Raw genomic sequence first — 23,821 nt, forward strand, 5'->3', positions numbered from 1 at the left:
GGTGAGGGGAGACGAACAGTCGTACCAGCAGACGTTTTCCGTCTACTTCAGTGACTACGAAAATCGCGTGGAGTCGCTATTCGAGCATCGCCGCCGCCTCGTCGGGCGACAAGACGCCTTGCTCGACCGCCTGGAGCACGTCCCTGATGTCGTGCCCGTCGTCGTCGCCGTCCTCGTCGGTTCCTCGGAGTGCGTCGAGTGGGTCGCCGTCTTCGAGCGCGGCCTCCTTCTTGACGCGGTAGTTGCCGCCGTCGGTCTCGTGAACGTCCGCGGGGTGGAAGAAGTACCAGTCCTCGCGGTCGAACCGCACGCCGATCTTGGGTTTCGCGCCGAAGTTCTGAGAGAAGTAGACGAGGGCTTCGACCTCTTCGCCGGTGAGATATATCGGGTCGCCCGAACTCGACTTGGCTTCGATGGCGTAGAAGACGTCGCCGTCGCCCGCGAGTACGTCCGGGAGTTCGCGCTCAGTTGCGCTGCCGCTGGCGGGCGCGCGCATGACGGCGAACCCGGCCTCGTCGAGTCGGTTGACGAGTTCACGCTCCCGCCTGTCGCCCTTGGCGTTGGACATCACGGCACCCCCGAAAGATCCGTCGCGTCTGGCATATCTGGTACTGTTTCCTTCGGCGTGTTAAGTCCCCCGCAAGCGCGGTGGAAGTAGAACTCGTCGGGTCGTCAGCTTTCGCTCTGTAATCGGGCGGCCAGACCGCTTTTCATCGGAAAGGCCGACGCTATCGATAGTGTCGAAGGAAGAACTTGACCGGCGAATCCGGACCGAAGCGCCGGGGGAGGGCCAGAAGCCCAAGCAGGAGATCCTGGCCCAGGAGATTCAGGAGGGGTTAGAGGAACTCGAACGCCCGTCGGACGGCCTGTTCCTCTCGGGCATCTCGGCCGGACTCGACATCGGCTTCGGTCCCCTGCTCATGGCGGTGGTGCTCACCGTCGTCGGCGGTTCGTGGGGCGACCCCCTGACCCGAATCGTCGTCGCCAACGCCTACGCGGTGGGATTCATCTTCGTCATCGAGGGGCGGTCGGAACTGTTCACCGAACACACGGCCCGCGCCACGCTTCCGGTCCTCGACGGCCGGGCGACCGTCGGGGAACTGGCTCGGCTCTGGGCGCTCGTCTACGGCGGAAACGTACTCGGCGGAAGCGTCTTCGCCGTCGCTATGGTCTGGTTCGCTCCGGCCTACGGCATCGTCGATCCCTCGGCGTTCACCGAAATCGCGTTGCATCTCACGGAGCACGGTCCGTGGATACTGCTGGCGGGTGGCGTCGTGGCCGGATGGCTGATGGGTCTGCTCTCGTGGCTACTGACGGCCGCCAGGGAGAGCATCTCGCGCATCGTGGTCGTCTGGCTGGTCACGACCAGCATCGGTCTCGCGCACCTGCCACACTCCATCGCGGGTAACGTCGAGGTGCTGGCCGGGACGCTCGTCTCGCCGACCATCTCGCTCGCACAGTACGCCGGGTTTCTCGCGCTCGCCACGGTCGGCAACGCCATCGGTGGCTCTGTCTTCGTCGCCCTGCTGAAGTACGGTCACGTCGTTCGAGGCGAGGAGTGATCCGCTTCTGTTTCGCCTCGGCATTTACTCGCCGTCTCCGATCCTGGCCACTGCTTCGATCTCTACGAGCATCTCGGGGTCGATCAGGCGCTCGACCTGCACCATGCTCGTGGCGGGTCGAACGTCGCCGAACACCTCCGTGTGGGCACGTCCGACCGCCTCCCACTGGTCGACGTCGGTGACGTAGATTCGGGTCCGCACGACGTCCTCGACGCTCGCGCCCGCCGCGTCCAGCGCCTCCGCGACGTTCGAGAGCGCCTGCTTCGTCTGCTCGTACGGGTCGCCCTCGCCGACGAGGTTTCCGCCGTCGTCGGTCGCGGTCGTACCGGAGACGTGGACCTCGTCCCCGGTTCGGACCGCCCGCGAGTAGCCGACCTTCGGTTCCCACTCGGTGCCCGAGGAGACGCGCTGTCGCTCCATGCGAGGCCGGACGGCCGACGGTGCCTTAACGTTCGCCACTCGGTCCGACCTCGCCCGCCAGAAACGCCACGGCCGGTTCGGTCGCCTCGTCGCCCGGTTCGAGCCACGGCATGTGTCCGTGGTCGTAGAGGGTCACGAAGTCGCCGTTCGCCATCGCCCCGGCCACCGGACGACCCACCGACGGCGGCCAGAAGTAGTCCTCGGTGCCCCAGACGAACCGCGTGGGCGTCTCAACCTCCCGAACCTCCTCGCGCAGGTCGAACTGGGGCTTCATCCCGCGGAACGTCCCGAGGGTCTCCATCAGCGACCGGAGGCTCTCGCGCTGGCCGGGCAGACCCTCGCCGACGATGCCCGGCCGGAAGTAGCAGTCCGGGAGCGCCGAGTCGTCAACGACGTTCATCTGGCGGTAGGCCCGCCGGGCGTCGGCTACCGACTCGGCCTCGAAGTAGTCGAACAGCCAGTCGCCGACCAGGGGCAGGTCGAACAGTCGGAAGAACAGCGGAATGTCGAGCGAGAGCCCGGCAGGTGCGCCGATAGCACAGAGTCGCTCCACGCGCTCGGGGTGGTCCACGACCAGTGCGAGCGCCTGAAATCCGCCGAGGGAGTTGCCCATCACCGCGGTCCCTTCGATACCGAGCGCGTCGAGGAAGTCGGCTACGTACTCGACGCCGAACTCCCGGAATCCCGTCTCTCGGTAGTCCACTGCGGTCGAGAGACCCCTGCCCGGTCGGTCGGGCGCGTAGACCGTGAAGTGGTCGGTCAAGGCGTCGAACATCGGAACCCACACCGTCGCGGTAGCTCCGAGTCCGTGGAGGAGAAGCAGGGGCGGCCCTTCGCCCGCGGTCAGGTAGTGAACTCTGCTGGCGGGGTCGGGGAGGTCTACGTACTCGGATTCGGCTTCGACCTCGTAGTGGTCGCAGACTTCGGAGAGCGCGTCGAGGTACGGTTTCGCCGTCTCGCTCGGGTCGGCGGCGTGGTCGAGGGGCATACCCCGAAGTTCGAGCGTTCGAGAGAAAAGAGTTGGTTCCGCTTACAGGCAGTCGAGGCGAATGCCCCGGGGCTTGACCCCGAGGCGATTCACGTTCCGTGCTGCCAGCTACTCATGTACTCCGCCTGCTCGTCGGTCAGGTCGTCGTACTCGACACCTTCGGCGTCGAGTTTGATTTCGGCGATTTCGCGGTCCAACTCGTCGGGCACGTCGTGGACTCCGGCGTCGTACTGGTCGCTGTTCTCGACCAGTTCGCGGACCGAGGCGGCCTGCACGCCGAAGCTCTGGTCCATAACCTCGACCGGGTGGCCCAGCGCGATGGGTGAGGCGAGGTTGACGAGGCGGCCCTCCGCGAGGACGTTGAGGCGGCGGCCGTCCTCCATCTCGTACTCCCGGACGCCCTCGCGGGCCTCGCGCTCGTTCACGGCGAGGTCCGAAAGCTGGTCGAGGTTGATCTCGATGTCGAAGTGGCCCGCGTTGGCGAGCAGGACGCCGTCGTTCATCTTCTCGAAGTGGTCTCGGGTAATCACGTCGCGGTTACCCGTGGTCGTGAGGAACACGTCGCCGATTTCGGCCGCCTCGCCCATCGGCATCACGTCGTAGCCCTCCATGTGGGCTTCGAGCGCGCGCCGGGGTTCGACCTCGGTCACGACGACGTTCGCGTTCTGTCCGGACGCCTTCTTGGCGACGCCGCGTCCGCAGTCGCCGTAGCCCGCGACGACGACGTTCTTGCCCGCCCACGAGAGGTTGGTCGTCATGGCGATGTTGGCCAGCGAGGACTCGCCCGTGCCGTGGACGTTGTCGAAGAGGCGCTTCATCGGCGTGTCGTTCACGGCGAAGACGGGGTACTTGAGTTCGCCGTCGGCGTCCATCGCGCGAAGTCGGTGGACGCCCGTGGTGGTCTCCTCGCACCCGCCGACGATGGAGTCGATGAGCTCGGGGTAGTCCTCGTGGATGGCCGCGACGAGGTCCATCCCGTCGTCCACCGTCAGGGTGGGTTCGTGGGCGATGACCGCCTCGATGGCCGCGTAGTACTCCTCGTCGTCGACCTCGCGCTCGGCGTAGGAGGTGATATTGGGGTGTTCGTCGAGCGCGGCGCTCACGTCGTCGTGAGTCGAGAGGGGGTTACAGCCCGTGATAGCGACCTCTGCACCGCCCTCGGCGAGGGTCTCGACCAGCACGGCGGTCTTGGCCTCGACGTGCATCGCCATCCCGATTCGCTGGCCGTCGAGCGGCTGGTCGGTCTCGAACTCCTCTTGGACCGCGGTCAGAATCGGCATGTGTTCGCGCGCCCAGTCCATCTTCCGATGGCCCTCGGTGCGAGCAGATTCGAGATCGTCTACCTGCTCGCTTATCGTCGGATAGTCTGCCATACGCGAGCAAAGGGGAACCGCGCCCAAAACGCTACCGAAGGGCGACACGCGAGACTTGCCGTTCCGGAATCCTCTGCGAACTCGCAGTCCGTCGGAGGTCCCCCGAGTTCCCACTTCCGTCGCTGTGTCTTCGACACTCTCCGTGCCTTTTCACTTCCGAGGTATCCGGCCCTGGCGCACTCATCACTTCTTCGAACCTGTTCTCCAGTCGTTACCTTTCACCCCCCGATACCCCCAGTGCGCGCTAGCGGTACGGTCACGTGCACTTCGGTGGTCTCTGGAGCGCGAGCGAATCAGTACGTCCGGGTACGGTTCCCCGGACGAATTTCCTCGAAGGTCCATCCGAGAAATAAGTATATTTCTACAACAGTTACGTACGATTTCCTAAGAATTGTATTCGTTTCCGAAACCGACCGTCGTAGTGGTGTAGACGTGTCGGCGTTCGACGGTCGTGACGGGTCGACAGTCGGAGGAGTTCGCCGACAGCGGCGAGTCGATCGGGGACGGCGGAGGGTGAACGAGAATCGGAGGACCGACGAACTATCGGCGAGGACCGACGGAAATCGGCGAAATCAGCGGCGGACCAGCGAGGGCGTCAGCGGAACCGCTCAGTGGCCCTTTCCGTTACCGTTGTTGCTGTTGCCTTTCTCGTCGTCGCCTTCCTCGTCGTCGCCTTCCTCGTCGTTACCAGCGTGCTCGGGCGGACCCTGCGAGCCACCTTCGTCGGTTCCGTTCTCCGTGGTGGCGTTACCGGAGTTGCCCGCGTCGGCGGGCTTGCCCGCGTGGTCGGGTTTCTTCTCGGAGGCGTTGCCCGGGTTGTTCGAGGTCACGAACTCCGAGACGGCCTGTCCGATGGGGCCGCCGTCGTCGCCCGCGTTCAGCATCTCGTGGACGAACGAGGACACGAGGTCACCGAACGAGCCTTCCTCGGCGTCCTCCGCTGACGCGGTGAGCGTGGCAGTCGCCGCACCGGTCGCGTTGTCCTTCTCTGCAGTGACCGCGACGGTCACGTTCTCCTCGGGTGCTGGCAGATAGACCGTCCCGTTTTCGTCGGTCTCGTAGTCGCCAGCGCCCGCGTACGTGTCGTTGTCGTCAGTGGTGTCGACGGTCACGCTTGCGTTCTCGACCGTCGAGTCGTTCTGCGTCACCGTCACGGTCGCACTGTGGTCGTCGGCTTGTTCGACCGCGACCGTGAGCGATTCGTTCGCCGTCGTCTCGGCTGCTGCACTTCCCATGCCCGCGGCCGCCACGCTCGACAGGAGCAGGACTCCCACGAGGACGACCGAAAGGGTGCGGTTCTTCGATGTCATTGCACTCGGTCGTAAGGGAAATGGTAGATTAAACCCCGTCTGTCGTCCAATTCGTTTTCGTGGTTCATCCGAGCGGAACGAAACGGCGTTACGAACGTAGACCGTTTAAAAATAGTTCTAATCGTTTATCTCCGACAGTTCAACGACCCGTTTCGAGCACCGAAAACGAGGAAACAGTGCGTTACTCGGCGCGCTCGACGGCGGCCGCGGCGCGCTCCTCGGCGCGTACCCGAACCGCCTTGGCGTCGAGAGTCAGTACCTCACCGTCGCGCATCAGGACCGCGCCGTCACAGATGGTGTGGCGCACGTCCGACCCGCGGGCCGCGTAGACGAGGTGGCTCACGAGGTCGTGGTGCGGCGTCAGATGGGCGGCGTCGAGGTTCACCACGGCGATGTCGGCGTTCGCGCCCGGTTCGATGCGGCCGCTGTCGAGTCCGAGCGCCTGCGCACTCCCCTCGGTCGCCATCCGGACGACGCTCTCGGCCGGGACCGCACTGGCGTCGCCCTCGGCCAGTTTACCGACCATCGCGGCGTCGCGCATCTCGTCGAACACGTCCAGGTCGTTGTTCGAGGCCGCGCCGTCGGTGCCGAGACCGACCGTCACGCCCGCGTCGAGGAGTTTCTGAACCGGGGCCATCCCGCTGGCGAGTTTCATGTTCGACGCCGGGCAGTGGATGACGCTCGTACCGGTCTCGGCCAGCAGGTCGATTTCGGCCGCGTCGAGGTGGACGCCGTGAGCCACGAAGTCCGACTCGTCGGTCATATCGAGGCCGCGGGCGTATTCGAGCGGTCGCTCTCCCTCCTCCTCGACGATGGGGTCCACCTCGTCTACGGTCTCGTTGGCGTGGTAGTGAATCGGAATCCCCTCCTCGCGGGCCTGTCCGACGTACTCTCGGAGGTACTCCTCACCGACCGTCGTGAGGCTGTGGGGCATGAACGCGGTTTTCACCCGACCGTCGGCCGCGCCGTCGAGTTCTCGGGCAGTGGCGAGGCTCTGCTCGCAGTCCTCGCGTGCGCCCTCGTCGTCTTTCCCGACCGTGACGATTCCGTAGCCGAGACGAGCGCGCAGACCAGCGTCTTCGACCGCCTCGGCCACCTCGCCCTCGTGGAAGTACATGTCGGCGAACGCCGTGGTGCCCGACCGAATCATCTCCAGCAGGCCGAGTTCGGTCCCGGCGCGCACATCCTCGGGCGTGAACTCGGCTTCGACCGGCCAGACGTCCTCCTGTAGCCACGCGTCGAGTTCCTTGTCGTCGGCGTAGCCCCGCAGGAGCGTCATGGCGACGTGGGTGTGGGCGTTGACCAGACCCGGCATCACCAGGCCGTCTTCGGCGTCCAGGGTCTCGTCGCCCTCGGGCATGTCTTCGGGGTCGCCGACCGCGACGATGTCCCCGGACTCGGAATCGACCAGCACGTCGGCGCGCTCGACGGTCGCGTCGGGACGGAGGACCTGCCCGCCCGCGATTCGCAGTTTCGTCATGTGGTGTCGTTCACACCGAGGGGGCCTGAAACCTCCGACTTCATCGCAGACCGAAGGGAACTTCCTCGCCAATCGCGTCCAGCGAAGGCTCGACGGTCGGGGACTCGCCCACGGCCCCGGCCGTCTTCCCGGGCCACGCGACCCCTGCGCCGGTTCCCACTGCGACCACGGTGTCGTCCTCGCCGACTACGCCGTCCGCGAAGGCCTGCGAGACCACGGCGGGCGCGAGCGCGGAGGCCGGTTCGAGGAAGACGCCGTCCCGACCCACAGCCCGGATGGCCCCCTCGACCGCCTCGCGGTCGGCCGCGTAAGCCGCCCCGCCGGAGGCCCGGACTGCCGCCAGGGCGTGGTCGCCCGAAGTCGTCCCCATCGTGGAGGTGCTGAGGGGTTCGGGACCCTCGTCCCGGCCGACCGACTCGGCGTCGGCCTCGAAGGCGGCCGCGAGGGGGTGGCGCTCTGTGCTCTCGGCGCTCAACATCCGAGGCGTCTCGGCGACGACGCCGCGGGCCGCGAGTTCCCGGAACCCCTTCCAGATACCGTAGAGACCGTCGCCAGCGCCGACCGGGACGACCACGGCGTCGGGGGACTCCCCCATCTGCTCGACGAGTTCGTAGGCGATGGTCTTGTACCCCTCGTAGACGTACGGCTGGCCGGTGTAGCGGCCATCGAGGTTGTAGGCGGCGAACCACCCGCAGTCGGCCAGTTCGGCGAGGAGTCGCTTGCGCTCGCCGTAGTCCGTGAGGCGGATCGATTCGCCCCCGTACGCCCGAATCTGGCGGTGGTGTGGCGGTTCGCTCGACGGCGAGAGGAAGGCGACCACGCGATCGATTCCGGCCCGCGAGGCGTAGGCCGCGACTGCGCTGGCGTGGTTGCCGGTCGAGGCGGTGGCGATGCGGTCGGCACCGTCGGACCGTCGGCCCGCAGATGCTCCGGCGACTGCGTGGGGGACCACGACCGAGGCGAGCCGGTCCTTCCACGACCACGTCGGGTTGGTCGTCTCGTTCTTCAGCAAGCAGTCGGGACCCGCCGCGTCGAAGTCGGCGGCCGCCTCCTGAGCGAGGTGCGGCGCGTCGGCGAGCGGGGTCCACCCCTCGCCCATCGATGCCGGAGGTGCGCCCGCGGAGTCGAGGTCGAGACCCTCGGTCGGAAGCCAGTCGGCGTAGCGCCAGAGGTCGGTCCGGTCGGAGTCCGGGAGGGCATCGGGGAGGTCCTCGTGAGCGACTTCGAGCGGGCCGCCACAATCGGGACATCCCGCGGGACGCTCGGCGTGGTCGGTCGTCGCGCCACACGACAGACACTCGAAGACGTAGGTCATGGCAGAAGTGTTGGCTCGGTGGATAGATAGTGGTTCGGGAAACGGCCAGGAACGTCGGAAGTTGGGGAACGAAGGTTGTTCGCCCGGGCCGTCGTTTCCGGTGGAAAACGCCACTCAGATTCGGCATGCGCTGGCGTCGTCGCGCCGTCGGCGCGATGGCCCGGCGGACGCGGGTCGTCCGCCGGTACGACCTCGCGGTGTGAGGCCGTCGCAGTGCCCGACCAGGAACCGAACGTCGAGAGTCGGCGAGCGTTGGGGAAGGACGAAAGGTAGTTCCGCGAAGAACGCCAAAACCGACCAATCCATGAGAATCGCCGTCCCGAACAAGGGCCGACTTCACGACCCGGCGATGGAACTGCTCGAACACGCCGGTCTCCACGTCGTAGACGGTGCAGACCGGAAACTGTACGCCGACACGGTCGACCCCGACGTGACCCTGCTGTTCGCTCGCGCCGCCGACATTCCCGAATACGTCAGCGACGGCGCGGCCGACGTGGGCATCACGGGGCTCGACCAGATGCGGGAGGCCGACCCCGGGAACGTCTCGGACCTGCTGGACCTGGAGTTCGGTCAGTGCCGACTCGTACTCGCGGCTCCCGAGGACGGCGACATCCGCTCCGTGGCGGACGTGGCGGGCAAGACCGTCGCCACCGAGTTCCCCCACATCGCCGAGCAGTACTTCGCGGAGAAGGACGTCGAGACCGATATCGTGGAGGTCAGCGGCGCGACCGAACTCACGCCCCACGTCGAGATGGCCGACGCCATCATCGACATCACCAGCACGGGGACCACGCTGAAGGTCAATCGCCTCGCCATCGTGGACGAAGTGCTTTCGAGTTCGGTCCACCTGTTCGCACGCGACGACGTGGCCGACGACGAGAAGGTCCAGCAAACCGCGATGGCGCTCCAGTCGGTTCTCTCGGCCGACGGCAAGCGCTATCTGATGATGAACGCGCCCGAGGACCGCTTGAACGAGGTTCGAGACGTGATCCCCGGTCTCGGCGGCCCGACCGTGATGAACGTCGAGAGCAAAGACGACGGGGAGAAAGACGGCATGGTCGCGGTCCACGCCGTCGTGGACGAGCGCGACGTGTTCGAGACCATCAACGAGTTGAAGTCGGTCGGCGCGAGCGGGATTCTGGTGACCGAAATCGAGCGACTGGTGGAGTAGCGACTGGCCGGTCCGCCGACGGGTGACTCGTCACTCGGGACCGACGACTTCGACCTTGATTCCTTCGGGGTCCTCGCAGTAGAGCGCGTAGTACCCGCCAGCGAAGGGATGCTGGTCCTCGAACAGCACGCTCGCGTCCTCTCGCTCGCGGACGCCAGCGGTGAGTTCGTCCACTTGTTCGCGCGAAGCGGCGTGGAACGCGAGGTGGTTCAGTCCAGCGGCCTGCCGGTCGAAGGGGTGGTCGGTCTCGTCGGCCTGCCCGAGGACGACGTAGGTCGGGCCGTTTATCCACGAACGACCACCGTCCCAGTCGTTCTTTAGTTCGTAGTCGAGTTCGGTCAGGAGCCAGTCCCAGAAGTCGACCGAGGCGTCGAGGTCGGACGCGTACAGTTCGACGTGATGGAGTCGACCGGCGCGTTCGGGGTCGGCGTGGTCGTAGCCCATGCGTCGTTCCGACGGACGGGGGTGTGAAAGGGTTTTCACGTCGGCGCGGTCCCGAGCAGTCGAACCAGATTGAAAATCGTGATTCCGAGCAGCGCGCTCACCGTGTAGTGAGCCAGCGTGACCACGCCCGCCGTCTTGTATTTCAGCCGATACACTGCTCGGATGGTGAAGAAGTCCGCGCTGGCGCTCACGAGGATGACGATTGCCGGGCCGTAGGCCTGTAGCGCGAACGAGATTATCGCGGGGACGACGCCGACCGCGAACGCACGAACTATCGGTACGTCGCCGAGGACGTATCGCGCGGCGATGTGGGCCGTGACGCCGTAGAACAGCACCGTGAGTAGGAACGTACCGACCAGCGCGACGATGGGGACCGCCATGTGGGCCACTCGGGAGGCCGGGGCCAAGGAAGTAGCGGTTTCGCGCGATGCGGGAACCAGAGCGTCGGTCTCGGACTGTCCGAAAAACGAAAGACCGCCGCCGTTCGTTCGGCCGCGCTATTCCAGCAGACCGAGTTCTTCGAGTCGGGAGACGATTTTGTCGACCGCCTGCTCTGCGTCCTCGGGCTTCTTGCCGCCCGTGATGACGAGTTTCCCGGAACCGAACAGCAGCGCGACGACCTCGGGTTCGTCGAGTCGGTAGACGAGACCGGGGAACTGCTCGGGTTCGTACTCGATGTTCTCGAGTCCGAGACCGATAGCGATGGCGTTGAGGTTGAGATTCCGCCCGAGGTCCGCCGAGGTGACGATGTTCTGGACGACGATTTCGGGGTCCTCGTTCACGTCGATCTGGAGTTCTCGAAGCTTGTCGAAGACGATTTCGAGGCTCTCGTGTACGTCGGCCGTGCTCTTCGCGCCGGTACAGACGATTTTGCCCGACCGGAAGATGAGTGCGGCGGACTTGGGATTCTGGGTTCGGTAGACGAGACCGGGGAACTGCTCCGGGTCGTAGTCGGCGCCTTCCAAGTCCATCGCCACGCTCTGCAGGTCGAGTTCCTGCCCGATTCCGGTGGAGGCGACCACGTTTTCAATGTTGATGGTCTCCTTTGGGTCGGTCATGTGCGACTTAAATGTCGTATTTAAGGTTTATAAAGGTTGGTACTCCCTCTTGACAGGTGCGCTGAGGGTTTTTATGCGTCCGTTGGCCCCCAGCGACGGGGTTCCGCTTATTAGCGGGGTGAAATCCGGGGTCTCGGGGCGGCCCGTAGAGTGGGGCTCCTCGGAGGAATCCCACTCGCAGACGAAACCCCCAAGAGCCACGGCCGAGTCCGATACACCGTGTACGCGCTCGAACTCGGTGGGGAAGACGACCGATTCGCGGCCGAAGAGGCAGCGAGCGCCGCGACCGGCGTCGAAGTCGTCGCCCCCGGCTTGGCCACTGCGAACGTCGTCAGCGACCGCGTGCGAAATCTGGCGTACACCCACCGCGCCAGCGAGTTCGTCGGCGAGACCGACGCCAGCGTCGAATCGGCGCGCGTCCTGTTGGAAGTCGCCGGAATCGACCGCGAAGGGAGCGTGGCGGTCCGCGCCCGCGACGTGCGCGACACCGCCGGAATCGACACCCAACGTGCCGAACGCGAACTCGGGCAGGTCCTCGTCGACCGGGGGTTCGCAGTGGACTTGGACGACCCCGACCACGAACTTCGCGTCCTCTTCTCGGAGGACACGTGTCTGCTCGGGTGGCTCGAAATCGAGAGCGTCCGCGACTACGGCACGCGAAAGCCGACCGACCGGCCGTTCTTCCAACCAGGCGGGATGGACCCCCTGCTCGCTCGCGCGCTGGTCAATCTCGCGGGTGCCCGACCCGGCACGACCTTGCTGGACCCAATGTGCGGGACCGGCGGCGTCCTCATCGAGGCCGGACTGGTCGGCGCGACGCCGCTCGGGTCGGACGCCCAGCGCAAGATGGCCCGCGGCGCGGCCGAGAATCTGGCCCACTACCTCGACGCCGAGCAGCGAGCGACGGGCGACTGGGCCACCCTGCAAGGCGACGCGACCCATCTGCCCTTCCCGGACGACTCCATCGACGCCGTGGTGTTCGACGCGCCCTACGGCAGGCAGTCCAAAATCGCCAACCTCGACTTGGACGACCTCGTGTCGGGCGCGCTCGCGGAGGCCCGGCGAGTCGCCGACCGGGCCGTGGTCGTGGGCGACCGCTCGTGGGCTAGCGAGGCCCGCGAGGTCGGCTGGACCGTCGAGGTCGAGTTCGAGCGCCGGGTTCACCGTTCGCTCGTGCGCCACGTCACGGTGCTGGACGACGCGGACGCCGACTCGGCTATCTTCGACTGAGCGCGACTCGATCGGCCTCGACCGAGTTCGATTCGGGCGGGCGGCCGCGACGACTACGAGTCGGCCGCCCGCGCGAGAACGCGTAGTTCGCGCTCTTCGTCGGTTTCGACGGTCAACTCCGGGACCTGGACTGGATTTCCTTCCTCGTCGATAGCGACGAAGGTGAACGACGACCCCGTGGTGCGCTCTGTCTCGCCGGTTCTTGGGTTCTCGCGCCACGCCCGGAGATGCACCTCGACGCTGGTCTTCCCCGCGGCGTAGACGTAGGCCTCTATCAGTGCGATGTCGCCGACCGGAACCGGCCGGTGAAAGGAGAGGTCGTCGACGCCCGCGGTGACGCAGGTCTCGCCCGCGAATCGCATGGCCGACATCGCGCCGAGTTCGTCCATCCACTTCATGAGTTCGCCGCCGTGGAGCGTCTCGTAGTTGTTGGCGTCGTTGGGTTGGACTCGATAGCGGTTCCGGATGTGCGTCTCGGCGAGCGTGGGCATACCGTGACTTCGGGAGGAACGCAGAAGAATAGTTCGTCCGGACGACGGAGTGGGGTCGGCGCGCTGGCTACGCCTCGCCCTTCGCGCCGAGTTCAGCGAGCAGGTGGCCGAGGTGAACTCGGTCGCTGGACCCATCCGCGAGGTCCACGTCGATTTCGCCCGCGAGTCGGGTCAGCTCGGCCAGCTCGTCGCCGGAGTACCGGCCCGAGTGTGCCACGTCCAGAATCTCCTGCAGTACTTCCTCGCCGCTGTAGCCCTCGTCCACGAGCAGGTCGTCGAGGGTCTTGCGGGCGTCCGAGAAGTTGCCCGCCTCGGCGTCGTCCAGCATCTCCTCGATTTCGGCCTCGATTCCGACTTCACGGAGGACCTCGAAGGCCGCGGTCCGGGTGAGTTCGCCCTCCTTCTCGACGGTCGTCTGCGCGCCGAGGATGGCCTCCCGGAGGTCGCCGTTCGCGTACCCGGCGACGAACTCCAGTCCCTTCTCGTCGTACTCGACGCCCTCGGCTTCCACGATGCCTTCCAGCACCGCGACGATTTCCGGGACGGTCGGCGCGCGGACCGACACCGGGAAGCATCGGGACTTGATGGGCGGGATGAGCTTCGTCGGCTGGCGGGTCGTGATGATGAACTGGGTCGCCTCGTGGTGGCGCTCCATCACGCGGCGGAGCGCCTGCTGGAAGTCCTCGCGGATGGCCTCGGCGTTGTCCAGCACCACGGTCTTGTAGGTGCCCGCGACCGGCGAGTAGCTAGCCGACTCCTTGAGGACGTGGTTGATGAGGTCGGCCTTCGAGGAGTTTCGCCTGCGCTTGCTGTCGATGAACGACGAGAAGCGCGGGTCGTCGGCGATCTCCTTCTTCGTCATTCCGAAGAAGTCCGCGACGTTGATCTCCACGAGGTCGTTGTCGGGGTCTTCGTGTGCTTCGCGGGCCAGCGCCCGCACTGCCGCGGTCTTGCCCGCTCCCGACGGGCCGTGGAGGACGAGATTGATGGGGTCGTTCACGGCCTTCTGGAGGTACTCGCGGACCTCCGACTGCGGGAGGTCGGCCAGATCGGGCGCGTACCGTTCGGTCCACAGCGGCGCGTCCATTACCGGACAGTAGGGAGTCGGCGGGTAAGAATCGGTCGGTCCGTTTCGGGGAACACGCGGTTCGGTCGGCCGTCCGCGGAGATACCGGTCACGGCCTCAACAATATATATCTGTTCTTCAGTTATCTATCTGTGTCTTAAACGAGCAAAACAATAGCTCTAGATAGCGTTTCGCGGTCGGACGCGCTCAGTTACCGTCTCCCTGGTCGTTCTCCTCTCCGTCGCCGTCCCGTAGTTCCCGCTCCAGTTCCACCGACCCGTTCTCGGTCTCGATTTCGACTTCGAGCTCCGGTCGGTCGGGAACCGCGACGGTCAACGTCCCGTCAGCGGCCGTCTCACCGACGACTTCCCCGTTCACCGAAACCGTCGCGTTCGCCACCGCCGTTCCGTTTCGGGTCACCGAGACGGTGGCGTTTGCGCCGCGAGTGACGTTCCCGACGAAGGACGCGTTCAGGGCCGCGTCGGTCGTTTCTTGGTCGCCGTCCTCGTCCCTCTCGTTCCCGTCTTTCTCGTCCTCGCGCTCGCCACTCTCGGTTTCGCGTTCGTCTTCGCCGACGACTTCGATTTCCTCGTCGGTCCCCGACTCGCTGATGACCGGCTTGAGGATGTACTTCCCGCTCTTGCCCGCCTCGAACACGGAGATGTCGAAGACATAGTCGACCGACTCGTTCGCGCCGACCGAGAACGTCTGGTGAATCTGGAGTTTCTGGCTCGGGAGTTTGACGCGGACCTGCTCGCCGTCGGTGAGTGTACCGTTCACCTCGCTGACGTGGACGAAGACCGTCTCGTAGGTCCCGTTCTCGACCGGGAACGTGCCGAGTCGGGTCGCGTTCGCACCCGTGAGTTCGGTCAGGTCCAACGTTCGGTTGTCCACGGCGTGAGTCGTCCAGTTCCCGCCCGACTCCTCGAGACCGACTTTCGAGACGGTGACGTTCAGGTGCGCGAAGTCGTCCATCGCGTTCTTCTCGTCGCTCACGTAGAAGTTCAGTGCGCTCGCCTCTCCGCCCGAGGCGGTCGTCTCTGCGCTGGCGGTCGCTTGGGCAGTCGTGGTCTCCGCGCTCGTCGTCGTTTCGACGTCGCCGGACGCTGGCGACGTGGTCGTTCCTCCTTGTCCGCCGACACATCCGGCGAGCAGTAGCGTGACTACGATGCAGACAGCGGCGTATCGTCCCATGACGATTCGTTGGGACTCAGAAGCAGTTAATAAATGGTCGCTCTCGTTCGTATCCGTTTAGGACTCGCTTCCGTCTTGCGATTCAACGGTTTTGAACCGTAAAAAATCGAGAAACGTGTTCGGTTCGAGGTTCGACTCCTCGCGGTCGGAGTTACGCCTCGGTGGTAGTCTGGACCGTCGTCTCGTCACCTGCGGGCGTCTCGGTTCCTTCCGCCGCGGTCGTCTCCGCGTCTGGTTCCTCGATGACGATGATGGCGAGGTCACCGAAGTTGCGGGTGTACACTCCGTGGATGTACTGGCCCGCGGGCACGCCCTCGGTGTCGATCTCGAACGTCACGGTCGTCTGTTCCTCCGCGTCGAGCGTGACGGACTGGCGGTCGATGACGGTTCCTTCGAGTCGGAACGCCACGTCTTGAGTCGCCTCTTGGTCGTTCGGGTTGGAGAGAGTGGCGCTCACCTCGATGGTGTCACCGGCCGTCGCGCTCTCGGGCGCGTCCAACCCTGAGACCTCGAAGGAGTCGAGTTCGGCCTCTTCGGGCGTCGGTGTCTCTTCTTCTTCAGTCGGTGTCTCTTCTTCTTCAGTCGGTGTCTCTTCTTCTTCAGTCGGTGTCTCTTCTTCTTCAGTCGGTGTCTCTTCTTCTTCAGTCGGTGTCTCTTCTTCTTCAGTCGGTGTCTCTTCTTCCGGCTCCTCCACCGTCGTCATCGGCGGTTGCGGAAGGTCGACGTCCTCCGGAGCCGTGACGACGAGCGTCACGTTCTCCACGTTGACGTTCCGGATGACGAACCGAACGGTCTGGATGTCCTTCGAGAGGTTCTCTTCGAGTTGCTCCTCGGCCTCCTCGGGACTCACGGTCGTCATCTGGCCCAGGTCCTGCTGGGCCGCGCTCTGCCGGAGCACCTCGGTCAGGTTGATCTCGACGCGCCGGTCCTGAACGTTGATGTTGCTGATCGTCTCGGTTCGGTCGGGCGTCTCCTCGTCACCGACGACGAACGACCACTCGTCTATCTGCATCTGCTCTATCTTGAAGACGAACTGCTGTTGTTCGGCAGGTTCTTCGACCACTTCCGTGGTCTCCTCTTCTTCCGGCACTGTAGTGACTTCTTCTTCGGGCGTGGTCTCTTCCTCTTCCGGCACTGTGGTCACTTCTTCTTCGGGCGTGGTCTCCTCTTCTTCCGGCACCGTGGTTACTTCCTCTTCAGGCGTGGTCTCTTCCTCCTCTTCGGTCGTGGTCGTGGTCGTCTCCTCCGGGACGGTCACGTTCGCGGAGTCGATGACGACTTCACCGTCCGTCGTGTACGGACCGTCGAGTTCGCCGGTCGAGAGGACGAAGTCGTACACCTGGTTGTCGTTGGTGTCCAAGTGCGGCATGGCGACCAACGTCTGGCTCTCCTCGATGGGTCGGGCGAGCGTGATGGTCACGTCTTCGTGCGTCCCGGCTTCCAGATACACCGAGTTCCCGAGGACGCTCGAAATCGGAGCCTCGCTCACGGACGAGTCGTGGATGGCGACGAACCCGCCTTCGGGCATCGTCACCGACTCGATGACGACCTGTTCGCCCTCCGTCTCCTGGTCGTCCATGGTGACGCTGGCCCGGTCACCGTCGGCAGGTTCGTCTGCCTCTCTCGTCGTCTCTTCGGCACCGTCGTCTTCAACCGTCGTCGTCTCCTGCATCGCCGCCGCGTTCGTTCCTGTATCTGTCGCTGAATCCCCCGTTACTGCGAGTGATACAGCTGTACCGCTCGCTAAAATCAACAGCACCGCCATGAAGACGGCGCTAAGTGTCCTACTGTCACGTGTCATTTGTAACCCCCAACACGGGGAACGGCAAGACCGCGAATAAACAGACGCGACTGTTCACGAACGTAACAGGCAGATACGCCCGTTTAGGCCGGGACTATCCACTGATTCTCGGAAGTCGTTTCTGGTCGTAACCCGTTGTTTCCCCACGAAACTCGGCGTACTGCGCTCGGGATTTCGAAGGCGCTTTCCCGCGCGCCCGCCACGTTTCGATGAGGATGTCGATGCGCGTTACCTTTCTCGGAACCGGCGGGGCAGTGCCGACTACAGAGCGAAACCCGAGTTCGGTGCTGGTCAACCGGGAGGGAGACCGGTTGCTGTTCGACGCGGGCGAGGGCACCCAGCGCCAGATGATGCGCTTCAAAACCGGGTTTACCATCTCGGATATCTTCGTCACGCATCTCCACGGCGACCACGTACTGGGACTGCCGGGCCTGATTCAGACGCTCGACTTCAACGACCGCGAGGAGGCGCTCTCTATCTACACGCCCGCCGGAACCGAGGAGGACATCGACGCGCTCGTCCACGCCGCCGCCAATCAGCCCTCGTTCCCGGTCCACATCTACGGCGTCGGCCCCGACGAGGCCGCGGTCCGACGCGACGACTACGAGGTCCGAACCTTCCGGACCGACCACGACACCAACTCGCTGGGCTACGCGCTAATCGAGGACGACCGTAAGGGCCGGTTCGACCGCGAGAAGGCGGAGGAGTTAGGTGTCCCCGTGGGACCGAAGTTCTCCCAACTCCACGAGGGCGACTCGGTCGAACTCGACGACGGCACGAGTATCGACCCCGAACAGGTCGTCGGCGACCCCCGTCCCGGCCGGACGGTCGTCTACACGGGCGACACCCGCCCGAGCGCCAAAGTCGCGGAAATCTCGGAGGGGGCCGACCTCCTGATACACGACGCCACCTTCGCCGACGACCGGAAAGACCGGGCCGCCGACACGGGGCACTCGACCGCGCGACAGGCCGGAGAAACCGCCAGCAGGGCCGACGCCGCGCGCCTCGCGTTGACTCACATCTCCTCGCGCTACGCCGGGGACGTGTCCGACCACCTTGACGAGGCCCGCGAGACCTTCGACGGCGAGGTGTTCGTCCCGGACGACGGCGAGACCCTCGATATCCCGTATCCCGACGAGTAGGTCGCTTTTCGGCCCCGTCGCTCCCGCGCACTTCGAGACTCCGGAACGGTCACTCCGTTATAGTTTGACTAATTATTAGAAAGGGCTAGTTTTATTCTATACTCTAACGATTAAACTGATGCATGCGAAAGTCCGTAACGCTGGCACTGATTCTGTGTCTCGTCGTCGCGGGTGCGGTGCCGCCCGCCGCGGCGAGCGTATCCGACTCGCACAGTACCACCGAGTCCACTGCGCCCGCACCGACCGCGGCGCAGGCCCCGACGAACGACACGACCGACAATACCACGACGCTGACCGTCCTGTCGTACAACGACGTCCAGACCGCGGCCGCCGAGGACGGTACGCTGCCGCGGATGGTCACGCTACTGAACCAGCGTCGCGCCGCCCACGACAACCCGACCGTCGTCGTCGGCGGTGGCGACGAAGTCAGTCCCCACTCGCTCTCGCCGCTCAGTCAGTGGCGAGTGCCCGCGAAGGTACTGAACGTCGTCGACCCCGACGCCGAGGTCGTCGGGAACCACGACCTCGACTACGGTTTCGACGCCGTGGAGAACTTCAGCAACGCATCGGAGTTCCCGTGGTTGATGGCCAACGTCGTAGATCAGGAGACCGGCGAGACGATTCCCGGCACGAAGCCCTACACCGTCGTCGAGCGCGGCGGCGTGAAGGTCGGCGTCGTCGGCGTGGCCGACGAGAAGATCGAGTCCAAGACCGCGGTGGACTTCGACGAGCAGGGCTACGAACTCCGGAACTACTCCGAGACCGCCAGCGAGTACGCCACGATGCTCAAAGAAGACGAGAACGTCGACGTGGTCGTCGTCTCGGCCCACCTCGGCGTCCCCGTGGCGAAGAACCTCGCCAACACGACCGAGAACGTCGACGCCATCGTCGTCGGTGACGACGAAATCGAGTACCCGCCGCAGGAGACCGGCGGTGCGGTCATCATGGAGGCCGAGGCCCGCGCCGAACACGTCGCGGAACTCAACCTCACGGTCGAGGACGGCGAGGTGACGAAGTGGAACGGCCGTCTCCTGAACGTGACCGACGACGTGCCCAAGAACGAGACGGTCTCGCGCATCATCACCGAGGCCCGCGAGGACGAACTCGACGACGTGGCCGGGCGGACCGAGGTCGCACTCGACGCGCGGTTCTCTTCGAACTACCACGACGAGACCGCCTTGGGCAACATGATCACCGACTCGTTCCGCGCCCAGACCGGCGCGGAGGTCGCCATCACGAACGCGGGCGGTATCCGGTCGAACGCGATTTACGGCCCGGGCAACGTCACGGTCGGCGACGTGTACAACATCCTGCCGTTCCGCAACACGCTCGTCACGGTCGAACTGACCGGCGCGGAACTCGAGCGACTGCTCGCCAGTCAGGTCGTCCCACTCGAAAGCTGGACCGGCCAGAACTACGGCGCTGAGGCCCAGTTGCAGGTCAGCGGCGTCACCTACGAGTGGGTCGGACACGAGAACGAGAGCTACATTCGGGACGCGTGGGTCAACGGCGAACCCCTCGACGAGGACGAGACCTACACCGTGACGGTCAACTCCTACATGGCCGGGTGGGAGGACTCGGTCCTCGAAGACGCCCCGCGCGTCAGCAACTCCGACATGCTGTACGGGACGGCCCTCCTGGAGTACGTCCGAGAGAACAGCCCCGTCGCACCCGAGGATACCAACCGCATCCGGCGCGTGGACGACGTGACCGAGGTGCAGTCGGTCTCGGTCCGGAAGGGAACCGCCACGGTGTCGCTCGACGCGCCGAACGGCACGACGAACGTCGTCGCCGACAGCTTCTACGCAGTCCGAGGCGACTCCGGCGAGCGCCTCAAAGCCGAGTCGGTCACGGTCGAAGACGGCACGGTGAAGGTCCGCTTCGATAACGCAGAGTATCGAAAGCTCGCCGGTGACGGCGGCATGCTCCAGATTTACGGCAAGTACGACACGAGTGCCTACGAGCGGGTCTACTTCGAGCACTCGGTCTTGAACGCCGACTTCGAGGCCAGCGGCTCCGGCGAGAAGAAGGGCCACCAGACCGAGGACGGCGAGCAGTCGGCACGCGCCCCCATCACGCAGGGCTCGGCGTCCCCCATCACCGCCGCGTAACTGCGAGAACGCACTCCGGAACTTCTTTTTTCGCGGGTCGTACACTCTCGGCAGTCTCTCGACTGCTTGCCAAACTACCCGGCGCGTGCGGCGTGTCCTCCGTGTCACGCCAAGCGCGCGAGGGACGAGCGTCACAGGGAGGAGCGAAGTGACGACCGAGAAGCGCAGGCGGTTGGGGAGGTTCGAGGCCCGCGGTCGCGGGGCGGTCTGATTGGCTCAAGCCTGAAGCTAACTCTACAGAACCGTTTTTCAACTCGCGTCATCGTGCGGTTGCGGTGCTGTACGGTGGACTGTGCTGTCTACTGTGCCACAACAATAGCAACCGAATGAGAAATAAAAATAATTCTTAAATAAACATATATTTATATAGTATCGTAACAGAAGAGAGATTCTACACAATACGCAAATTCACATTGCAGCGCCCAACCCCGACTCCGCAGTCCAGTTCCCGCGTCGGATTTATATCCGCAGACACCTTACGCTCGTCCGTGAACGCCCGCACGAGTGCCCTCGACACGCTCGTTTTCGGCGTGGACGTCCAGAGCGGAGACGTCCGCGGCGATGCACCTTCCTACGCACTCGTCGCGTTCGACGGCGAAAACCTCGACCGCGACGTGGTGTCACACCGCAAGCTTCGGCGACTCGTCGAACGCGAGGAGCCAGCGCTCGTGGCGACCGACAACATGTACGAGTTGGCCGCCGACAAGGACGCGCTGGTCCACTTCCTGCGCGGACTCCCCGACGGAACTCGACTCGTGCAGGTCACGGGTGCCGAGCGCCCCGAACCCCTCTCGCGGGTCGCCTCGCGCCACGGCGTCCCCTACGGCAAGAAGCCGATGAAGGAGGCCGAGGCCGCCGCGCGACTCGCGGCCGGGAACGTCGGCTACGAGGTGTCGGCCTTTACGAACACCACCGAAATCAAGGTCTCTCGCGGTCGCTCGACCGGGAAAGGCGGGTGGAGCGAGGACCGTTACACTCGCCGGATTCACGGTGCGGTCCGGAAGCGAAGCCGGGAAATCGAAGACGAACTGGACGCGGCCGGTCTCGACTACGAGCGCGACGTGACCGAGAAGTACGGCGGGTTCTCGAACGCCGTCTTCGAGGTCGAAGGCCGACCCGAGGACATCCCGGTCTCGAACGAGCGCTCGGGCGACGTGCGCGTCGAAGTCGAGCGCGTGCGACGGGACGGCATCGAGTTCGAACCCCTCGCCAAGCGCCGCGACCACGTGTTGGTCGGTATCGACCCCGGGACGACCACCGCGGTCGCCGTGGCCGACCTGGACGGCGACCTCCTCGACGTACTCAGCACGCGGACCGCCGACACCGCCGAGGTCATCGAGTGGATCATCGAGCGCGGGCGGCCCGTCGTGATCGCCGCCGACGTGGAACCGATGCCTGAGACCGTCGAGAAGATTCGCCGGAGCTTCGACGCCGAAGGGTGGATTCCCCAGTCGGACCTCCCGGTGGACGAGAAGCAACACCGGACCCGCGACCACGACTACGACAACGACCACGAGCGCGACGCGATGGCGGCCGCGCTCTACGCCTTCGACGACCACGAGGACCAGTTCGACCGCATCGCCGAGAAGGTGCCCCCGCGAATGGACCGCGGGAAAGTCATCGCGCGCGTGGTCGCGGGCGAGGATTCGGTCGAAACCGCGCTGGCCGCCCTCTCGGACGACGACGAGACCGAGGAGGAAGAGACCGAACACACGCCGCGCGAACTCACGGCCGAGGAGAAGCGCATCAAGCAGTTGGAGTCGCAGGTCGAGCGTCTCGAAGACCACGTCGACGACCTGAACGACACCATCGAGAGTAAGGAGGGCCGCATCGGGCAACTGAAAGGCGAACTCGAAGACGCCAGAAGCGAGGAGCGCAAGGAGGTCCGCGAGCGCCGGGAGGTGTCCCGTCTCGAGCGCGAGAACGACAGGCTGGAGCGCGAACTCGACGACCGCGACGACCGCATCGAGGAGTTAGAGGGCAAACTCGCCCGCCTCAAGGAACTCTGGAAACTCGACCACTCGAACTTCAGCGACGTGTCCGAGAAGAAGGCCGGTCTCACGCCGGTCAAGCCCGTCGCCAAGTTCACCAACGAGGCAATCGACGTCGCCCACGAGAGTTTCGGTCTCGCCACCGACGACGTGGTGTACCTCCGAGATGCCTCGGGTGCCGGGCGCTCGACCGCCGAGCGACTCGCGGGGGTAGACCCGAAGGTCGTCCTCGTCGGCGACGGCGGCCTCTCGGACGCCGCCGACCGGGTTCTCTTCGAGAACGGGATTCCGGTCGGTCCCGCCGACGACGTGACGATTCAGGAGGTGGACGAACTGGCCGTGACCCGCGAGAGTGAGATCGAGTCGGTCATCGAGGACTGGGAGTCCCGGGCGGAGGAGCGCCGGAAGGAGCAGAAGGCCGAGCAACTCGATAGGCTCATCAGCGAACACCGGGCCGACCGGAAGTACGACGCGGGGTCGTCTGAGGCCAGCGGGCAGAGTCCCTGACTAAATTCCCCTCCTCGAACTCCGGACAAACAGGACGAGAACTGCCGACGCGGGCCCGAAACGTTGGCACGGTCCCGGAACGCTAAAGCCCCGCGCGGGACACGTCTCGCGTATGGACGCCTACGAGTTGATTTCGCGGAACGTCGAGGAGGCGGTGACGGAGGAGGAGGTCGAAGAACTCGCGGAGAGTCCCGAAGGCAAGCGAGTGTACGTCGGCTACGAGCCGTCGGGAGTCCTCCACATCGGTCACATGCTCACCGCCAACAAGCTCATCGACCTACAGGAGGCGGGCATGGAGGTCGTCATCCTGCTGGCCGACGTTCACGCCTACCTCAACGGCAAGGGCACCTTCGAGGAGATCGAGGAGACCGCCGAGAGGATGCGCAAGCAGTTCCTCGCCTACGGACTGGACGAGGAGCAGACCGAGTTCGTCTACGGGTCGGAGTTCCAGTTGGACGACGACTACGCGCTGGACCTCCACAAACTGGAACTCGACACGACGCTGAATCGGGCACAGCGCGCGATGGCCGAGATTCAGGGCGACGAGACCGCGAAGGTCAGCCACGTCGTCTACCCGCTGATGCAGGCGCTCGACATCGAGTATCTCGACCTCGACCTGGCGGTCGGCGGGATGGACCAGCGCAAGGTCCACATGCTGATGCGCGAGGAGTTGCCCGAAATCGGCTACGACGCCCGGCCGGTCCTCCACACGCCCATCCTGGCCGACCTCGGCACGGGCGAGGGCAAGATGTCCAGCAGTTCGGGCGTCACCATCTCGATGGAGGACTCCACCGAGGACATCGAAGAGAAGGTCAACTCGGCGTTCTGTCCACCGTCCCGCGACCCCGAGGACGACCTCGAAAACCCGGTGCTGGAAATCTTCCAGTACCACGTCTTCCCGCGGTTCGAGACGGTCGTGGTCGAGCGACCCGACGAGTACGGCGGCAATCTGGAGTACGAAGCGTACGAGGCGCTGGCCGACGACCTGGAAAGCGGCGAACTCCACCCCGCCGACGCCAAGGGCGCGCTGGCGAGGTACCTCGACGAACTGGTCGCGCCGGGCCGGGAGAAGTTGCGGGAGTTGGAGCAGTAACGGTCTAACCGTTTCTTTCGACTACTGGAGTATCCTTTTACGCGATACTCGTCCTTGCCAGTAGGGGAGTAGTT

Annotated in this window: 21 protein-coding genes; 7 read left to right on the forward strand and 14 right to left on the reverse strand. The window is 65.0% G+C overall.

Annotated elements, in window-relative coordinates; all coding sequences use genetic code 11:
* Positions 1-76: 76 nt before the first annotated feature.
* Positions 77-568, reverse strand: a complete 492-nt coding sequence (hjc, locus tag E2484_RS06000; protein WP_137284322.1) for a Holliday junction resolvase Hjc — start codon at positions 566-568, stop codon at positions 77-79.
* 169 nt (positions 569-737) lie between these two features.
* Between hjc and E2484_RS06005 the strand changes: the two genes are divergently transcribed.
* On the forward strand, positions 738-1,562 hold the full coding sequence (locus tag E2484_RS06005; RefSeq protein WP_321111952.1) for a formate/nitrite transporter family protein: 825 nt from the start codon (positions 738-740) through the stop codon (positions 1,560-1,562).
* A gap of 24 nt (positions 1,563-1,586) precedes the next feature.
* On the opposite strand, the gene E2484_RS06010 is transcribed toward E2484_RS06005, so the two are convergent.
* The 6 genes from E2484_RS06010 to E2484_RS06035 form a co-directional block, all read right to left on the reverse strand.
* The gene (locus E2484_RS06010) at positions 1,587-1,982 is read right to left on the reverse strand and encodes a RidA family protein (RefSeq protein ID WP_137284323.1); all 396 of its coding nucleotides are present in this window, start codon (positions 1,980-1,982) and stop codon (positions 1,587-1,589) included.
* A 25-nt stretch (positions 1,983-2,007) separates the two neighbouring features.
* Entirely contained in the window at positions 2,008-2,970 is a 963-nt protein-coding gene (locus E2484_RS06015; protein WP_137284324.1) for an alpha/beta fold hydrolase, read from the reverse strand.
* A gap of 89 nt (positions 2,971-3,059) precedes the next feature.
* A complete protein-coding gene (locus E2484_RS06020) occupies positions 3,060-4,343 on the reverse strand; it encodes an adenosylhomocysteinase (protein WP_137284325.1) in 1,284 nt (427 codons plus the stop codon).
* A gap of 608 nt (positions 4,344-4,951) precedes the next feature.
* Complete coding sequence (locus E2484_RS06025; protein WP_137284326.1) at positions 4,952-5,653, reverse strand: hypothetical protein; 702 nt, start codon at positions 5,651-5,653, stop codon at positions 4,952-4,954.
* Positions 5,654-5,834: 181 nt separating this feature from the next.
* A complete protein-coding gene (locus E2484_RS06030; RefSeq protein ID WP_137284327.1) occupies positions 5,835-7,133 on the reverse strand; it encodes an amidohydrolase in 1,299 nt (432 codons plus the stop codon).
* Between the two features lie 40 nt (positions 7,134-7,173).
* Positions 7,174-8,448 (reverse strand): threonine synthase, encoded by a 1,275-nt coding sequence (locus E2484_RS06035; protein WP_137284328.1) that lies wholly within the window; start codon positions 8,446-8,448, stop codon positions 7,174-7,176.
* Between the two features lie 304 nt (positions 8,449-8,752).
* Between E2484_RS06035 and hisG the strand changes: the two genes are divergently transcribed.
* A complete protein-coding gene (gene hisG / locus E2484_RS06040) occupies positions 8,753-9,619 on the forward strand; it encodes an ATP phosphoribosyltransferase (protein ID WP_137284329.1) in 867 nt (288 codons plus the stop codon).
* Between the two features lie 30 nt (positions 9,620-9,649).
* Here the strand turns inward: hisG and E2484_RS06045 are convergent, their stop codons facing one another.
* From E2484_RS06045 to E2484_RS06055, 3 genes are all read right to left on the reverse strand, one after another.
* On the reverse strand, positions 9,650-10,063 hold the full coding sequence (locus E2484_RS06045) for a VOC family protein (protein ID WP_137284330.1): 414 nt from the start codon (positions 10,061-10,063) through the stop codon (positions 9,650-9,652).
* A 35-nt stretch (positions 10,064-10,098) separates the two neighbouring features.
* On the reverse strand, positions 10,099-10,443 hold the full coding sequence (locus E2484_RS06050; RefSeq protein ID WP_137284331.1) for a DUF7473 family protein: 345 nt from the start codon (positions 10,441-10,443) through the stop codon (positions 10,099-10,101).
* 117 nt (positions 10,444-10,560) lie between these two features.
* Entirely contained in the window at positions 10,561-11,121 is a 561-nt protein-coding gene (locus E2484_RS06055) for a TATA-box-binding protein (RefSeq protein ID WP_115797963.1), read from the reverse strand.
* A 219-nt stretch (positions 11,122-11,340) separates the two neighbouring features.
* On the opposite strand from E2484_RS06055, the gene E2484_RS06060 reads away from it, so the two are divergent.
* Positions 11,341-12,351 (forward strand): methyltransferase domain-containing protein, encoded by a 1,011-nt coding sequence (locus E2484_RS06060; RefSeq protein WP_137285313.1) that lies wholly within the window; start codon positions 11,341-11,343, stop codon positions 12,349-12,351.
* 53 nt (positions 12,352-12,404) lie between these two features.
* Here the strand turns inward: E2484_RS06060 and E2484_RS06065 are convergent, their stop codons facing one another.
* The 4 genes from E2484_RS06065 to E2484_RS06080 all read right to left on the reverse strand — a co-directional run bounded on the left by E2484_RS06065 (position 12,405) and on the right by E2484_RS06080 (position 16,903).
* The gene (locus E2484_RS06065; RefSeq protein WP_137284332.1) at positions 12,405-12,842 is read right to left on the reverse strand and encodes an acyl-CoA thioesterase; all 438 of its coding nucleotides are present in this window, start codon (positions 12,840-12,842) and stop codon (positions 12,405-12,407) included.
* A 67-nt stretch (positions 12,843-12,909) separates the two neighbouring features.
* A complete protein-coding gene (locus tag E2484_RS06070; RefSeq protein WP_137284333.1) occupies positions 12,910-13,929 on the reverse strand; it encodes an AAA family ATPase in 1,020 nt (339 codons plus the stop codon).
* Between the two features lie 186 nt (positions 13,930-14,115).
* A complete protein-coding gene (locus E2484_RS06075; protein WP_137284334.1) occupies positions 14,116-15,102 on the reverse strand; it encodes a DUF4382 domain-containing protein in 987 nt (328 codons plus the stop codon).
* A 151-nt stretch (positions 15,103-15,253) separates the two neighbouring features.
* Positions 15,254-16,903 (reverse strand): DUF7282 domain-containing protein, encoded by a 1,650-nt coding sequence (locus E2484_RS06080; protein ID WP_137284335.1) that lies wholly within the window; start codon positions 16,901-16,903, stop codon positions 15,254-15,256.
* A gap of 215 nt (positions 16,904-17,118) precedes the next feature.
* Between E2484_RS06080 and rnz the strand changes: the two genes are divergently transcribed.
* The 4 genes from rnz to E2484_RS06100 all read left to right on the forward strand — a co-directional run bounded on the left by rnz (position 17,119) and on the right by E2484_RS06100 (position 23,747).
* Positions 17,119-18,045, forward strand: coding sequence for a ribonuclease Z (gene rnz / locus E2484_RS06085; RefSeq protein ID WP_137284336.1), 927 nt, complete (start codon positions 17,119-17,121; stop codon positions 18,043-18,045).
* Between the two features lie 122 nt (positions 18,046-18,167).
* A complete protein-coding gene (locus E2484_RS06090) occupies positions 18,168-20,156 on the forward strand; it encodes a bifunctional metallophosphatase/5'-nucleotidase (RefSeq protein ID WP_137284337.1) in 1,989 nt (662 codons plus the stop codon).
* Between the two features lie 488 nt (positions 20,157-20,644).
* Positions 20,645-22,654, forward strand: a complete 2,010-nt coding sequence (locus tag E2484_RS06095; RefSeq protein WP_137284338.1) for a DUF460 domain-containing protein — start codon at positions 20,645-20,647, stop codon at positions 22,652-22,654.
* 112 nt (positions 22,655-22,766) lie between these two features.
* Positions 22,767-23,747 carry a tyrosine--tRNA ligase gene (locus tag E2484_RS06100; protein WP_137284339.1) on the forward strand — a complete coding sequence of 327 codons (981 nt, stop codon included), beginning with the start codon at positions 22,767-22,769 and terminating at the stop codon, positions 23,745-23,747.
* Positions 23,748-23,821 lie beyond the last annotated feature (74 nt).

The sequence above is a fragment of the Halorussus salinisoli genome (assembly GCA_005239435.1).
In the GTDB taxonomy this organism is placed as follows: Archaea; Halobacteriota; Halobacteria; order Halobacteriales; family Haladaptataceae; genus Halorussus; species Halorussus salinisoli.